Origin of the sequence: Serratia sp. FS14 (genome assembly GCF_000695995.1) — a bacterium.
GTDB classification, from domain to species: domain Bacteria; phylum Pseudomonadota; class Gammaproteobacteria; order Enterobacterales; family Enterobacteriaceae; genus Serratia; species Serratia nematodiphila.
Window position 1 is genome coordinate 3,770,119 of record NZ_CP005927.1, and the last position, 13,193, is coordinate 3,783,311.

At 63.0% G+C, this 13,193-nt stretch carries 14 protein-coding genes; 9 read left to right on the top strand and 5 right to left on the bottom strand.

Annotated features, from left to right (window positions below):
- The first annotated feature begins 47 nt into the window (after window positions 1–47).
- Window positions 48–416 carry a DUF1283 family protein gene (locus L085_RS17085; RefSeq protein ID WP_004938560.1) on the top strand — a complete coding sequence of 123 codons (369 nt, stop codon included), beginning with the start codon at window positions 48–50 and terminating at the stop codon, window positions 414–416.
- An 89-nt stretch (window positions 417–505) separates the two neighbouring features.
- Window positions 506–805 (top strand): DUF1161 domain-containing protein, encoded by a 300-nt coding sequence (locus L085_RS17090; RefSeq protein ID WP_044031309.1) that lies wholly within the window; start codon window positions 506–508, stop codon window positions 803–805.
- A gap of 50 nt (window positions 806–855) precedes the next feature.
- On the opposite strand, the gene L085_RS17095 is transcribed toward L085_RS17090, so the two are convergent.
- On the bottom strand, window positions 856–2,343 hold the full coding sequence (locus tag L085_RS17095; protein WP_015377784.1) for an MDR family MFS transporter: 1,488 nt from the start codon (window positions 2,341–2,343) through the stop codon (window positions 856–858).
- A gap of 509 nt (window positions 2,344–2,852) precedes the next feature.
- Here L085_RS17095 and L085_RS17100 point away from each other — a divergent pair.
- The 5 genes from L085_RS17100 (at window position 2,853) to clcB (ending at window position 7,713) form a co-directional block, all read left to right on the top strand.
- Window positions 2,853–3,569, top strand: coding sequence for an ABC transporter permease (locus L085_RS17100; protein WP_004938551.1), 717 nt, complete (start codon window positions 2,853–2,855; stop codon window positions 3,567–3,569).
- Between the two features lie 64 nt (window positions 3,570–3,633).
- Window positions 3,634–4,491 carry a glycine betaine ABC transporter substrate-binding protein gene (locus L085_RS17105; protein ID WP_198509697.1) on the top strand — a complete coding sequence of 286 codons (858 nt, stop codon included), beginning with the start codon at window positions 3,634–3,636 and terminating at the stop codon, window positions 4,489–4,491.
- Between the two features lie 8 nt (window positions 4,492–4,499).
- The gene (gene osmW, locus L085_RS17110; RefSeq protein ID WP_004938544.1) at window positions 4,500–5,150 is read left to right on the top strand and encodes an osmoprotectant ABC transporter permease OsmW; all 651 of its coding nucleotides are present in this window, start codon (window positions 4,500–4,502) and stop codon (window positions 5,148–5,150) included.
- Window positions 5,147–6,286 (top strand): osmoprotectant ABC transporter ATP-binding protein OsmV, encoded by a 1,140-nt coding sequence (gene osmV / locus L085_RS17115; RefSeq protein WP_021505258.1) that lies wholly within the window; start codon window positions 5,147–5,149, stop codon window positions 6,284–6,286. The genes osmW and osmV overlap by 4 nt, the downstream gene beginning before the upstream one ends.
- A 125-nt stretch (window positions 6,287–6,411) precedes the next feature.
- Entirely contained in the window at window positions 6,412–7,713 is a 1,302-nt protein-coding gene (gene clcB / locus L085_RS17120; protein WP_033633138.1) for a voltage-gated ClC-type chloride channel ClcB, read from the top strand.
- On the opposite strand, the gene L085_RS17125 is transcribed toward clcB, so the two are convergent.
- On the bottom strand, window positions 7,710–8,102 hold the full coding sequence (locus L085_RS17125; RefSeq protein WP_044031310.1) for a helix-turn-helix domain-containing protein: 393 nt from the start codon (window positions 8,100–8,102) through the stop codon (window positions 7,710–7,712). The two genes, clcB and L085_RS17125, sit on opposite strands and share 4 nt — an antisense overlap.
- 70 nt (window positions 8,103–8,172) lie before the next feature.
- Between L085_RS17125 and L085_RS17130 the strand changes: the two genes are divergently transcribed.
- The gene (locus L085_RS17130) at window positions 8,173–8,667 is read left to right on the top strand and encodes a DUF2938 domain-containing protein (protein WP_044031311.1); all 495 of its coding nucleotides are present in this window, start codon (window positions 8,173–8,175) and stop codon (window positions 8,665–8,667) included.
- Window positions 8,668–8,672: 5 nt separating this feature from the next.
- On the opposite strand, the gene bioD is transcribed toward L085_RS17130, so the two are convergent.
- The 3 genes from bioD to L085_RS17145 all read right to left on the bottom strand — a co-directional run bounded on the left by bioD (window position 8,673) and on the right by L085_RS17145 (window position 11,753).
- A complete protein-coding gene (gene bioD / locus L085_RS17135; protein WP_004938529.1) occupies window positions 8,673–9,341 on the bottom strand; it encodes a dethiobiotin synthase in 669 nt (222 codons plus the stop codon).
- Window positions 9,342–9,485: 144 nt separating this feature from the next.
- Window positions 9,486–10,703, bottom strand: coding sequence for an ROK family transcriptional regulator (locus L085_RS17140; protein ID WP_004938526.1), 1,218 nt, complete (start codon window positions 10,701–10,703; stop codon window positions 9,486–9,488).
- Window positions 10,704–10,862: 159 nt separating this feature from the next.
- Window positions 10,863–11,753, bottom strand: a complete 891-nt coding sequence (locus tag L085_RS17145; RefSeq protein WP_044031312.1) for a LysR family transcriptional regulator — start codon at window positions 11,751–11,753, stop codon at window positions 10,863–10,865.
- Window positions 11,754–11,900: 147 nt separating this feature from the next.
- Between L085_RS17145 and L085_RS17150 the strand changes: the two genes are divergently transcribed.
- On the top strand, window positions 11,901–13,169 hold the full coding sequence (locus tag L085_RS17150; RefSeq protein WP_031300458.1) for an MFS transporter: 1,269 nt from the start codon (window positions 11,901–11,903) through the stop codon (window positions 13,167–13,169).
- Window positions 13,170–13,193 lie beyond the last annotated feature (24 nt).

The window sequence follows — 13,193 nt, forward strand, 5'->3', positions numbered from 1 at the left end:
CGCCAGTGTCGCCATCATCAGGCGCACTCACTCATAAGGATGAAACGATGAAAACATTTTCGACCCAACGACTGCTGCGCGGGATGCTGCCGGTCGCCATGCTGGCCGTTATGGGCGCCTGGCAGGCGCCGGCGCTGGCCGCCACCTGCACGCAGGGCAGTACCTGCGTCACCGTCGATGGCAAAGGCAGCGGCGCGATGAGCACCGAAGAAGCGCGCCAAAGCAAAGAGCAGTGGAATGATACCAAATCCCTGCGCCACAAGGTCAACACTCGCGTCGAGAAAGAGTTCGACAAGGCCGATCGCGCGGCGGATGACGAAGACCGCTGCAACGACAGCAACAACGTCAACGCGTACTGGGAACCGGACACCCGTAAATGTCTGGATCGCCAGACCGGGCGTCGGATTAATCCTTAATCCGCCTGCGGCGGGCGGGCAAGCGTGAAACCCGGCCGCCGTTGCTGCTATCCTGTTACAGGAAGTTCATTGTCTAAAAGGATGACGTGATGAAGAAAACGCTGATATTAACCGCTGTCTTGCTGGCCGGCGCCCCATTGGCGGCTCTGGCCTCCTGTGAAAGCGTGAAAGCGGACATTTCGCAAAAAATCGTCAATAACGGCGTTCCGGAGTCCGGCTTCAAACTGGAGATCGTGCCTAACGATCAGGCCGATCAAGCGGGCGGCCAGGTGGTCGGCCACTGCGAAAACGACACCCAGAAGATCGTTTATACCCGCCTGAACAACGGCGACGATCGCGGTGACGCGGCGCAGACCGGCACCAGCCAGGACACCTCCAACGCGCAGTAAGCCGCATCGGCTACCCTGGGCGCGCAACAGCCGCGCCCTTTCCTTTTCCTTTACGCCTGCTCCGCCTCTTCCTCTTCGCCTTGCGGCCGACAACGCGCCGGGATCAGCATCGCCGCCGCCAGCGCCAGCAACGACACCAACGCCGATACCAGGAACACCCAATGCAGCGAAGCCGCCACCTGCTGGATAAGCTGCGCCAGCGCTTCGCTCCCCATGCTGTGCCGCACCGCCGGCTCCATCAGCCGCTGCACCGGATCGTCAATCTCCGGCAAACGCCACTGCAGGTTGAGGTTCAGCGTGGCGCCCAAAATCGCGGTGCCGATGGCCGAGCCCACCATGCGGGTAAACACCGTACAGGCGGTGGCGATGCCGCGAATGCTGTAATGCGCCGCGTTCTGCACCGACACTAAAAACGTCGTGTTGCACAATCCCATGCCGGCGCCGACCATAAACGCCGCCACCCGGCCCCACAGCAGACCGCCGTCCGGCTGCAACATCAGCAGGATCAGGCCGCCCGCCACCAGCAGCAGCGCGCCCAACAGCGCCGTGGCGCGATACGAAGTCATCAGCATCAAACGGCCGCTCAGCGTGCTGGCCAGCGGCCAACCAATCGACATCAGCGCCAGCGTGGTGCCCGCCTCCAGCGGTGAGCCCCCCATCACGCCCTGAATGAAGGTGGGCAGAAAGGCGCTGATGCCCATCATCGCCGCGCCGATCACCAGCCCGCCGATGTTACCGGCGACGATCACCCGGCTTTGCCACAGCGCCAGCGGGAACAGCGGCTCAACCGCGCGCCGCTCCTGGCGGATCAGCAGCGCCAGCGACGCCGCCGCCAGCGCCAGCAACGGCGCCACCCACCATCCGAGACTTTCCATCTGCAACAGCGCCAGCAGCAGCGCCGAAACGAACAGCGTCAACCAGGCGGTGCCCGCCAGATCCAGCGCGTGCCGCCGCAGTTGCTGATGCGCCGGCAGATAGCGCCAGAGGAAGAGCATCGCCAACAGGCCGATCGGCAGGTTGACCCAGAACACCAGCGCCCACGGCAGGTGTTGCACGATAAACGCGCCCAGCAGCGGGCCGATGATCGCCGATACGCCCCACACGCTCGACAGGTAACCCATCACCTTCGGCCGCTCGGTGGCGCTGTAGATGTCGCCGATGATGGTGGACGCGATCGGCATGATGGCGCCGGCGCCCAATCCCTGCAATAAGCGGAAGCCGATCAGCCAATACATGTCGGGGGCGAAGCCGCACAGCACCGATCCCAGCAGGAACAGCGTCGCGCCGAAGAAAAACACCCGCTTGCGGCCGTAGAGATCCGCCAGCCGGCCGTAGATGGGAATGGTGATCGCCTGCGCCAGCAAATAGACCGCGAACACCCAGCCCAGCAGCGAGAAGCCGCCGAGATCGCCGATGATGGTCGGCATGGCGGTGGCGACGATGGTGGCTTCGATCGCCGACATGAACATCGCCAGCATGCAGGCGATCAGGATCAGCGGGCGGTGGGCAATGGGTGCGGGTGAAACGTTATTTGTCATGGCGTTATGCAGGTTTCCAGGCGTTTTTATTTTCCCTGAGTATATCAGCAAGCGCCAGCGCCAAGTCTATCCGCCCTCACATCCTGCCTTTGCCGGAGGCGAATCGCACCATTTGGACTAACTGTTACGGCGTAACGTTTTGCCGTGGATTTTTTTCACTTTACCCTCATCCCAGCGCTGACGCGGGCTGCGGCGCCAATACGGGCAAACTCAATCAGCTGATTTTGTTCATAAAACTTGGCACGGTCAACGACAGGGTGCTATACCTTCCCTAGCCGGCGCCTTTGGGCTTCGTGCTTTCTCGGGTTTAAATATCAGTATCTTATGCTGATTAACTCACGTATTGAGCCTACGTTCAGCACGCTGTGCCGAACGCACCCTTCGCTCAATGTCGCTAACCTCATGCGAAACGCCCGTTTTGTACCGCCACGCCCGCCGGGCCGTGGGTAACAATCAGAGCGGAATGCGCCGTCTTGTCGGCCGCTCCGCGCAACGGAGGACGCAACATCATGCACAAGTCAGCGCCATACCGGCGCCTGCTCCTCGGGAGCCTGCTGTTTATCGCCGTCATCGCGCTGCTGGTTTACGGCATCGGTTGGGAAACCCTCAAGTCGCGCCGGGAAGATTTGATTTACCTCGGTCAGCAGCACATGTTCCTGGTGGTGTGTTCGATGCTGCTGTCGCTGCTGGTCGGCATTCCCAGCGGTATCCTGCTGAGCCGCCCTTTCGCCCGCCGCTGGGCGGAGCACGTGATGCAGATCTTTAACGTCGGCAACACCCTGCCGCCGCTGGCAGTGTTGGCATTGGCGATGGTGATCATCGGCATCGGCGACCGGCCGGCGGTGGTGGCGTTGTTCCTCGCCTCGCTGCTGCCTATCGTGCGCAATACCTATGCCGGCCTGCGTTCGGTGCCGCCGGCGCTGGTCGAGGCCGCCAACGGTATTGGCATGACCGCCGGGCAGCGGCTGCGCCAGGTCGAACTGCCCAATGCCCTGCCGGTGATCTTCGCCGGGGTGCGCATCGCGATGGCGATTAACGTCGGCACCGCGCCGCTGGCGTTTTTGATCGGCGCCAGCAGCTATGGCGAGCTGATCTTCCCCGGCATCTACCTGAACGACTTCCCGACGCTGATCCTCGGCGCCGCCGCCACCGCGCTGATCGCCCTGCTGCTCGATCTGGCGCTGGCCGGTCTCGGCCGCCGGCTCAGCCCGCACACCGCATCCTGATGGGAGAAACGCGATGACTCGATGGTTACAACGACTCCGCCACGCGCTGCTGTTCTCCTTGCTGATGACCGGCGCGGCCGCCTGGGCCGCCCCGCTGACGCTGGCGAGCAAGAACTTTACCGAACAGCGCATTCTGTCGGCGATCACCGTGCAATACCTGCGGGCCAAGGGTTTTCAGGTCGAACCCAAGACCAATCTGGCTACGGTGATCACCCGCAACGCGATGATCAACAAGCAGATCGACATGACCTGGGAATACACCGGCACCTCGCTGATCATCTTTAACCACATCAATAAGCGCATGTCACCGCAGGAAACCTACGACACGGTGAAAAAGCTCGACGCCAAACTCGGCCTGGTGTGGCTGCAGCCGGCGGACATGAACAACACCTACGCCTTCGCCATGCAGCGCCGACGCGCGGAAAAAGAGCAGATCCGCACGATGTCGCAGCTGGTGGCCAAAGTGGAACAGGTGCGTAAAACCGACCCGAAACACAACTGGCTGCTGGGGCTGGATCTGGAATTTGCCGGCCGCTCGGACGGCCTGAAGCCGATGCAGGCGCTGTACGACATGCCGCTGGATCGCCCGCAAATCCGCCAGATGGATCCCGGCCTGGTCTACAACGCCATCCGCGACGGCTTCGTCGACGCCGGGCTGGTATACACCACCGATGGCCGGGTGAAAGGCTTCGATCTGCAGGTGCTGGAAGACGACAAAGGCTATTTCCCGAGCTATGCAGTCACGCCGGTGGTGCGCGCCGACGTGTTGCAAAACACGCCGGGGCTGGAAGCGGCGCTGAACACGCTGTCGAAACAGTTCAACAATCAGGTGATCACCGAGCTTAACGCCAGAGTGGATATCGACTACCAGACGCCGCAACAGGTCGCCGACGCGTTCCTCAAGCAGCGCGGCCTGATTTAGGAGGCATGATGAATACCTTACTTTACGCCTGGCAAAACTGGGCCTATATCGCCGGATTGACGCTGGAACACCTGCTGCTGGTCGGCATCGCCGTCGGCCTGGCGATCCTGATCGGCGTGCCGCTCGGTGTGCTGATCGTCCGCCACAAATGGCTGGCGACGCCGGTGCTGAGCCTGGCCACGCTGGTGCTGACCGTGCCCTCCATCGCCCTGTTCGGGCTGATGATCCCGCTGTTTTCCTTAATCGGCCACGGCATCGGCTACGTGCCGGCGATCACCGCGGTGTTCCTCTATTCGCTGCTGCCGATCGTGCGCAATACTCACACCGCGCTCGACAACCTGCCCGGCGGGCTGCGCGAAGCCGGCCGCGGCATCGGCATGACGTTCTGGCAACGCCTGCGCTGGGTGGAGATCCCGGTAGCGCTGCCGGTCATTTTCGGCGGCATTCGCACCGCCGTGGTGATGAATATCGGCGTGATGGCGATAGCCGCCGTGATCGGCGCCGGCGGCCTCGGCCTGCTGCTGCTCAACGGCATCAGCAGCAGCGACATCCGCCAGTTGATTACCGGCGCCGTGATGATCAGCCTGCTGGCGATCGTCCTCGATTGGTTATTGCACCGTTTGCAAATTGCGCTCACGCCCAAGGGGATCCGCTCATGATTAAATTGGAAAATCTGACCAAACAGTTCATGCAAAAGAACGGCACGCCGTTCAACGCCGTCGACAACATCAATCTGGACGTGCCGGAAGGTGAAATTTGCGTGCTGCTCGGCCCTTCCGGCTGCGGCAAAACCACCACGCTGAAGATGATCAACCGCCTGATCGAACCCACCGGCGGCACCATTCTGATCAACGGCGAAGACACCAGCGCGCTGGATACCGTCAGCCTGCGCCGCAAAATCGGCTACGTCATCCAGCAGATCGGCCTGTTCCCCAACATGACCATCGAGGAGAACATCACCGTGGTGCCGCGCATGCTGGGCTGGGACAAAAAACGCTGCCACGATCGCGCCGAGGAGCTGATGAGCATGGTGGCGCTGGATCCCAAGCGCTTTTTGCACCGCTACCCGAAAGAGATGTCCGGCGGGCAGCAGCAGCGCATCGGCGTGATCCGCGCGCTGGCGGCCGATCCGCCGGTGCTGCTGATGGATGAACCCTTCGGCGCGGTGGATCCGATCAACCGCGAAACCATCCAGAACGAGTTTCTCGACATGCAGCGCCAGCTGAAAAAGACCGTGATGCTGGTGAGCCACGACATCGATGAAGCGCTGAAGCTCGGCGATCGCATCGCGGTGTTCCGCCAGGGCAAGATCGTGCAGAACGCCAGCGCCGATGAGCTGCTGGCGCGCCCGGCGAACGACTTCGTCGCCTCCTTTGTCGGCCAGGATCGGACGCTGAAGCGCCTGCTGCTGGTGCAGGCCGGCGACGTGGCAGACCAACAAGAGACGGTGACGGTACGCCGGGAAACGCCACTGACAGAGGCATTCGGATTGATGGACGATATCGATGCACGTTCGGTGACGGTAGTGGACGCCGACGGCAAACCGCTGGGTTACGTCAAACGCCGCGAGGCGCGCGGTGCGCCGGGGGTATGCGCCGACAGCCTGCACCGCTTTCGCGTCACCGCCCGCGCGGAAGAGAACCTGCGCGTGGTGCTGTCGAAGCTGTATGAGCACAATACGTCCTGGATGCCGATCGTCGATGAAGACGGCCGCTACAGCGGCGAAATCTCGCAGGATTATATCGCCGACTACCTCAGCTCCGGCCGCACGCGCCGGGTGCTGACGCCGCAATAACCCCCGCCGGGGCGCCGACCGCCCCGCCCATGCCGCAGTTTGATAAAGATTCACTGGTCATCGGCCGGAGCGCCAAGCACAATGCGCTGATGACCCTTTGATTTTTCTCACGACGCCGCCCACGCATGAAAAGATTGGTCCACCTGCACCACTATCGCGCCCTGCTGCGCAGCCTGTTTATCGCCGTGTTCATCGGCGTCGCCGCCGCCCTGGCGGTGTGGCTGTTCCACCGTTCGATGATTGGCCTCGAGTGGCTGTTGCTCGGCAATGCCGACGGCAGTCTGGTGGCCGCCGCCGCCGCGCTGCCCGGCTGGCGGCGCGCCCTGACGCCTGCGTTGGGCGGGCTGGCGGCGGGCCTGCTGCTGTATGTTCACCAGCGCTACCGCCACCAGCGCCCGGCGGCGCCCACCGACTATATGGAAGCGATCGAGACCGGCAACGGCAAGCTGGACACCGGCGCCAGCCTGGTGAAGTGTCTGGCGTCGCTGCTGGTGGTGTCGAGCGGCAGCGCCATCGGCCGAGAAGGCGCGATGATCCTGCTGGCAGCGCTGGTGGGCTCGCTGTTTGCCCAGCGCTTTACGCACGAGAAAGAATGGAAACTGTGGGTGGCCTGCGCCGCCGCCGCCGGGATGGCCAGCGCCTATCATGCGCCGCTGGCAGGCAGCCTGTTTATCGCCGAGATCCTGTTCGGCACCCTGATGCTGGCCTCGCTCGGCCCGGTGGTGATCGCCGCGGTCAGCGCCCTGCTGATGACCAACCTGCTCAACGGCGGCCAGGCGCCGCTCTACCTGGTGACGCCGCTCGCCGCCCCCTTGCCGACGCAATACCTGCTGATGGCGCTGGTCGGCGTGGTGGCCGGCGCCGGCGGGCCGCTGTTTTTATGGTTGATGACCGCCACCGGCCGCGCGTTCCGATCGCTGCGCCTGAAGCCGCCGCTGCAGCTGGCGCTGGGCGGCCTGATCGTTGGGCTGCTTTCGCTGTTGTTCCCGCAGGTATGGGGCAATGGCTACAGCGTGGTGCAGGCGCTGCTGATCGCGCCGCCGGGGGTGTTGCTGCTGGGGGCGATCCTGGTATGCAAGCTGTTGGCGATCCTCGCCAGCAGCGGGTCGGGCGCGCCCGGCGGGGTCTTCACCCCGACGCTGTTCGTCGGCGCCGCGCTCGGTTCGATGATCGGCCAGCTGTTCGGCCTGTGGCCGGGGATGGATGCGGCGGTGCCGCTGCTGCTGGCGCTGACCGGCATGGCTACCCTGCTGGCCGCCACCACCCATGCGCCGATCATGGCGGCGCTGATGGTGTTTGAAATGACCGGCGAATACGCGCTGCTGCCCGGCATTCTGCTGGCCTGCGTGATCGCCACCACCGTGTCGCGCGGCCTGCGGCCGGTATCGGTCTACCACACCGCGCCGCCGCCCAAACGCGAGGCTTAAAACTCGCCCTGCTGCAGCAGCTTCCTGAACTGCGGGCACTGCAGGTGCTCCGGTTCAGGGCAATCGACCATGTGCTGCAAACCGGCGCGCACCTGCCCCAGACGCCGCAGGGTGCGATCCAGTTCTTCAATCCGCGCCGCCAGCAGCCGGCGATCGAGGGCGATGCGCCCCCGCTCGTCAAACAGCGAGGCGATCTCATCCAGCGTGAATCCCGCCAGCCGCCCAAGGGCGATCAGCTTCAGTTGCTCCAGCACGCCGGCGGCGTATTGGCGACGTAAACCGTTGCGGCCTATCGAGGCGATCAGCCCCTTTTTCTCGTAATGCCGCAGCGCCGAGGGCGCGATGCCGCTCAAACGCGCCACCTCGCCAATATCCAGTTCTTTTTCCATTGACTTGAAGTCGACTTTAAGTTGCAGACTGTGCGCACATTACACCATGAGTGACTTTAAGGACACGAAAATGACGACAGAAATTTTACTGATGATTGTGCTGACCGGGGTGGGCGCCACGCTGTGCACCGATCTGTGGGCCATCGTGCAAAAGCGCGTGCTGGGCATCCCGCCCCTTAACTACGCGCTGGTCGGCCGCTGGTTTATCGGCCTGTTCGACGGCCGGTTTTATCACGCTCCGATCATGGCGGCGCCGGTGCGGCGGGGAGAAAAAGCGATGGGATGGCTGCTGCACTACGCGATCGGCGTCGCCTTCGCCTTTATCTCGCTCGGCTTGGCGGGCATCGCGTGGTACGCCGCGCCGACGCCGCTGGTCGCGCTGTTGAGCGGCTGGCTGAGCCTGGCGGCGCCCTTCTTCGTGATGCAGCCGGCGTTGGGCTTTGGCGTGGCGGCGGCGAACACCCCCAATCCGACGCGTAGCCGCATCATCAGCCTGCTGGTGCATACGGTGTACGGCCTGGGGCTGTTTGTCTCCGCCCGTTTGCTGGCCCCTTTGCTGGCCTGAGCGCGCTAGCGCAGCAGCGTGGAGATGTCGAGGTAGTGCGCCAGTTCGCGCTGCTCCGCGCGCGGCAGATACGGAATTTCACCCAGCAGCGGCGCGGAAATGCGCTGCTGCAGCGCCGCGATGGTTTCGGCATAGTGCGCCAACCCCGGGTTGATGCGGTTGGCGACCCAGCCCAGCAACGGCAGGCCGTCGTTGATAATCGACTGTGCGGTCAGCAACGCGTGGCTGACGCAGCCCAGCTTGATGCCCACCACCAGTACCACCGGCAGCTGTTCCTGCACCACCCACTCGGCGTAAGGCCGCAGATCGTTCATCAGCACCCGCCAACCGCCGCTGCCTTCCACCACCACCGTATCGGCTTTGGCCGACAGATCCCGCAGACCGCTGCTCATCACGCCATAGTTGATGTCCTCGGTCGCATGCGCGTGAAACACCTCATCCAGGCAGGTGATGGGATTGATCTCCTCGTAGGACAGCGGCAGGGTTGAAGATGCCTGCAATACCAAAGCGTCTTTATTGCGGATGCCCTCGCTGGTTTCCTGGCAGCGCGCGGCGATCGGCTTGTAGCCGGCCACCGAACGGCCTTCGGCGGCCAGCGCCTGCATCAACCCGCGGGAAACCACGGTTTTACCGACGTCGGTATCCGTGCCTGTCACAAATAAACGCTTCAACATGAATAAAATGCCCCAGAATGCCCCGTTAACAATGTATCGCCGCACCGGCGGCGAAGAAGTCTTTCGGAAAAATTCTAGGGGATGCTGCCGCGTAGGGGCTTGAGGTAGCTCAATCTTTTGCGGAATTAATAAGAGGTTCTGATGTTAGCCTTGCAGCAGCTGCACCAGCAATGAACCGTTATACAGCGCCTCTTTCACCAGCGCCGCGCCGGGCATGGTGCCCTGATTGAAGAACTGCGTGGATTCGACCTTGACCTGCTCGCTGTAGGCCGGCAGCGCCTGCTGGCGAATGCAGGAGGCGATGGCCGGGTGCAGGATCTCCGCCGCGCGGTTGAGCGGCGAGCCCACCAGGATCTTCTCGGGATTGAACAGGTTGACCATGATAGCCAGAATGCGCCCCACGCTGTGGCCGACGCCGAGAATGATGTCCCGCGCCAGCTGATCGCCCGCCAGCGCGGCGTCGCACAGCGATTCGACGGTCAGCGGCGCGCCGTGCAGGCTGGAGCTCATCGAGCCGCTCAGCCGCTGCTGGGCGATCTCCAGCATGTTCTCAATGCTGGCCACGGTTTCGAGACAGCCGTGGTTGCCGCAGTAACAGCGTTTGCCGTAGGGATCGACCTGGGTGTGGCCGATCTCCACCACGCTGTGGCTGCCGGCGTGCAACACATGGCCGCCGGTGATCACGCCGGCGCCGACGTTGTGGTCGATCACCACCTGAATCACGTTCTGGCTGCCGCGCGAGGCGCCGTACAACGCCTCGGCCATGGTCCAGGCGCTGATGTCGTGTTGCAAATAGACGGGCAGACCGGTCCGGGTTTCCAGCGCCGGGCCGAGCGGCATCTCCAGCACGTCGTAAAACGGCATGCGGTGCACCACGCCGGACTGGACATCGATCATGCCCGGCAGCGTGATGGCGATCGCCGTCAGCCGTTCCAGCTTGCTTTGGTGGCGGATAAAGAACTGATCGACTTCGGTCAGGATGCGTTTCAGCAGCGGTTCGGGATGTTCGGCCGCCAGCGGCAGCTGTTCCTCCACCACCAGCTTGCTGCTGAGATCGCGCAGCGCCAGCGTGATGCTGCCGCGGCTGATGCGGGCGGACAGGTAGTGCCAGGCTTCGGTGTCCAGCACCAGCCCTACCGCCGGGCGGCCCCGGCTACCGATCTCCTGGTACTCGGTTTCCTTGACCAGATGGGCTTCCAGCAGCTCGCGCACGATCTTGGTGATGCTGGCGGGCGCCAGCTGCGCGCGTTTTGACAGTTCGATGCGCGAAATCGGACCCAGTTGATCGATTAGCCGATAAACCGCCCCCGCATTGGTCTGTTTGATTTGATCGATATGCCCAGGCTGCCCAACCGCAATCACAAACCGGCTCCTACTATTTTTCGCGCTTCTAAATAAAGACTAGGGGTTATGGTGGGGCTTTTGTCATACAGCGTCAACTATTTGATTCGTTATGTGATTTGCTGCACAAATTCCTCGCAATTTCAGCGTGAATTGATTTTTATTTGCCCAAGCTCAACGTCATTTCAGCATCAACGCCATCAGCGACTGCGCCGCCGCGGTCAACGGCCGCCGGCGGTGGTGCACCAGCCATACTTCGGTGGTGGCGTCCGGCTCCGCCAGCGGCAAATAGCGCACGCCGTCCACCCGCACCCGGGCGAAAGACGCCGGCAGAATCGAGACTCCCAACCCGGCGGAGACCAGCCCGATGATAGTCATCGCTTCCCCCACTTCCTGGGTGATATACGGGGTGATACCGGCCTTGCCGAGCAGCAGCAGAATTTCGTCGTACAGCGCGGTGCCCACTTCGCGCGAGAAGAACACGAACGGCTCCTGCGCCAAATGTTGAAACCGCAGCGCGCCGCCGGGCGTTTCCGCCAGCGGATGCCCCTCCGGCACCACCGCCACCAGCGGTTCACGCAGCAGCAGCTGATAGTGCAGCGCTTCCGGCAGCCGCGTGTTGCGCATCACCCCCAGATCCAGTTCGCCGTTCAGCAGCGGTTCGATCTGCTGTTTGGTGTTGATTTCGCGCATCTTGATGTGCACCTGCGGGGACTGCTGGCGAAAGGCGCGCAGGCTGCGCGCCACCACGCCGATAAAGGGCGCGGAGGAGGTAAACCCGATGGTCATTTCCCCCAGTTCGCCGCGATCCAGGCGCGCCGCCTTTTCCGCCGCGCGCCCGACCTGATCGAGCACCTGATAGGCTTCTTTGAGAAACATCTCCCCGGCCTGGGTCAAACTGACGTTGCGGTTGTTGCGCGCCAGCAGCCGCGCGCCGACCATCTCTTCCAGCGCCTGAATTTGCTGGCTGAGCGGCGGCTGGGAGATGCGCAACCGCTCGGCGGCGCGGCCAAAATGCAGCTCTTCGGCCACGGCGATAAAGTAACGCAGGTGTCTCAACTCGATATTCATATTTAAAAAGTCTTAATTGTAATTATTAATATATTAGACAAAAAAATCGCCGCTACCTATCATTTTGTTATCTGCAAAGTGTCTGTTTATCTCCCCGAAGTTCGGTAAGGAAACGCTGTGACAACCCCTGTGCGTTCTGCGGCCGTGATGCCGTCGACGCTGGCCGCCAATGATGACGCGGCCGCTGCGCCAAAAGTAAAACGCTCCACCCTCAACAATAAACTCCCCTATATCGAACGCGGCACGCCGCAGTTTATGCGCGTCACGCTGGCGCTGTTTTCCGCCGGGCTGGCGACCTTCGCGTTGCTTTACTGCGTGCAGCCGATCCTGCCGGTGCTGTCGCAAGACTTCGGCGTCTCGCCGGCGGAAAGCAGCCTGTCGCTCTCGGTCTCCACCGGCCTGCTGGCGATCGGCCTGATGTTTACCGGGCCGCTGTCCGACGCCATCGGCCGCAAGTCGGTGATGGTGGTGGCGCTGCTGCTGGCGGCGGTTTGCACGCTGATTTGCGCCTTTATGACCAGCTGGCACGGCATTTTACTGATGCGCGCATTGATCGGCCTGTCGCTGAGCGGCGTCGCCGCGGTCGGCATGACCTACCTCAGCGAAGAGATCCACCCCAGCTTCGTCGCCTTCTCGATGGGGCTGTATATCAGCGGCAACTCGATCGGCGGCATGAGCGGCCGCCTGGTGACCGGGGTGCTGACCGACTTCTTCTCCTGGCGCGTCTCGCTCGGGGTCATCGGTCTGTTCGCCCTCGCCGCCGCCTGCATGTTCTGGCGCATCCTGCCCGCCTCGCGGCATTTTCGCGCCAGCTCGCTGCGCCCGCGCACCCTGCTGATCAACTTCAAACTGCATTGGCACGATAAGGGCCTGCCGCTGCTGTTCGCGGAAGGTTTCCTGCTGATGGGCAGCTTCGTCACCCTGTTCAACTACATCGGTTATCGCCTGCTGGCGGATCCTTATCACCTGAGCCAGGCGATCGTCGGCCTGCTGTCGGTGGTGTACCTCACCGGCTCCTACAGTTCGCCCAAGGCCGGCGCGCTCACCTCGCGCTTCGGGCGCGGCCCGGTGCTGCTGGCGTCGATCGTGATTATGCTGATCGGGATCCTGATTACCGCGCTGCCGCAGGTGCCGGCGATCTTTATCGGCATGATGCTGTTCACCGCCGGTTTCTTCGCCGCCCACTCGGTGGCCAGCAGCTGGATCGGCCGCCGTGCGCGCCGCGCCAAAGGCCAGGCGTCGTCGCTGTATCTGTTCTGCTATTACGTCGGCTCCAGCGTGGCCGGCACCCTGGGCGGCGTGTTCTGGCACAGCTTCGGCTGGAATGGCGTGGCGGCGTTTATCAGCCTGATGCTATTGCTGGCGCTGCTGGTGGTGCATTACCTGAAACGGCTGCCGGAAGCGGCGCGCCTGTGAATGGAAAAAGCCGCGGTGGTTAGC

What these genes read in the sequence shown, in the direction of transcription:
- L085_RS17085 (WP_004938560.1), top strand. Translation starts at nt 48, where the DNA reads ATGAAAACATTTTCGACCCAACGACTGCTGCGCGGGATGCTGCCGGTC.
- L085_RS17090 (WP_044031309.1), top strand. Translation starts at nt 506, where the DNA reads ATGAAGAAAACGCTGATATTAACCGCTGTCTTGCTGGCCGGCGCCCCA.
- L085_RS17095 (WP_015377784.1), bottom strand. Translation starts at nt 2,343, where the DNA reads ATGACAAATAACGTTTCACCCGCACCCATTGCCCACCGCCCGCTGATC.
- L085_RS17100 (WP_004938551.1), top strand. Translation starts at nt 2,853, where the DNA reads ATGCACAAGTCAGCGCCATACCGGCGCCTGCTCCTCGGGAGCCTGCTG.
- L085_RS17105 (WP_198509697.1), top strand. Translation starts at nt 3,634, where the DNA reads ATGACCGGCGCGGCCGCCTGGGCCGCCCCGCTGACGCTGGCGAGCAAG.
- osmW (WP_004938544.1), top strand. Translation starts at nt 4,500, where the DNA reads ATGAATACCTTACTTTACGCCTGGCAAAACTGGGCCTATATCGCCGGA.
- osmV (WP_021505258.1), top strand. Translation starts at nt 5,147, where the DNA reads ATGATTAAATTGGAAAATCTGACCAAACAGTTCATGCAAAAGAACGGC.
- clcB (WP_033633138.1), top strand. Translation starts at nt 6,412, where the DNA reads ATGAAAAGATTGGTCCACCTGCACCACTATCGCGCCCTGCTGCGCAGC.
- L085_RS17125 (WP_044031310.1), bottom strand. Translation starts at nt 8,102, where the DNA reads ATGGAAAAAGAACTGGATATTGGCGAGGTGGCGCGTTTGAGCGGCATC.
- L085_RS17130 (WP_044031311.1), top strand. Translation starts at nt 8,173, where the DNA reads ATGACGACAGAAATTTTACTGATGATTGTGCTGACCGGGGTGGGCGCC.
- bioD (WP_004938529.1), bottom strand. Translation starts at nt 9,341, where the DNA reads ATGTTGAAGCGTTTATTTGTGACAGGCACGGATACCGACGTCGGTAAA.
- L085_RS17145 (WP_044031312.1), bottom strand. Translation starts at nt 11,753, where the DNA reads ATGAATATCGAGTTGAGACACCTGCGTTACTTTATCGCCGTGGCCGAA.
- L085_RS17150 (WP_031300458.1), top strand. Translation starts at nt 11,901, where the DNA reads ATGCCGTCGACGCTGGCCGCCAATGATGACGCGGCCGCTGCGCCAAAA.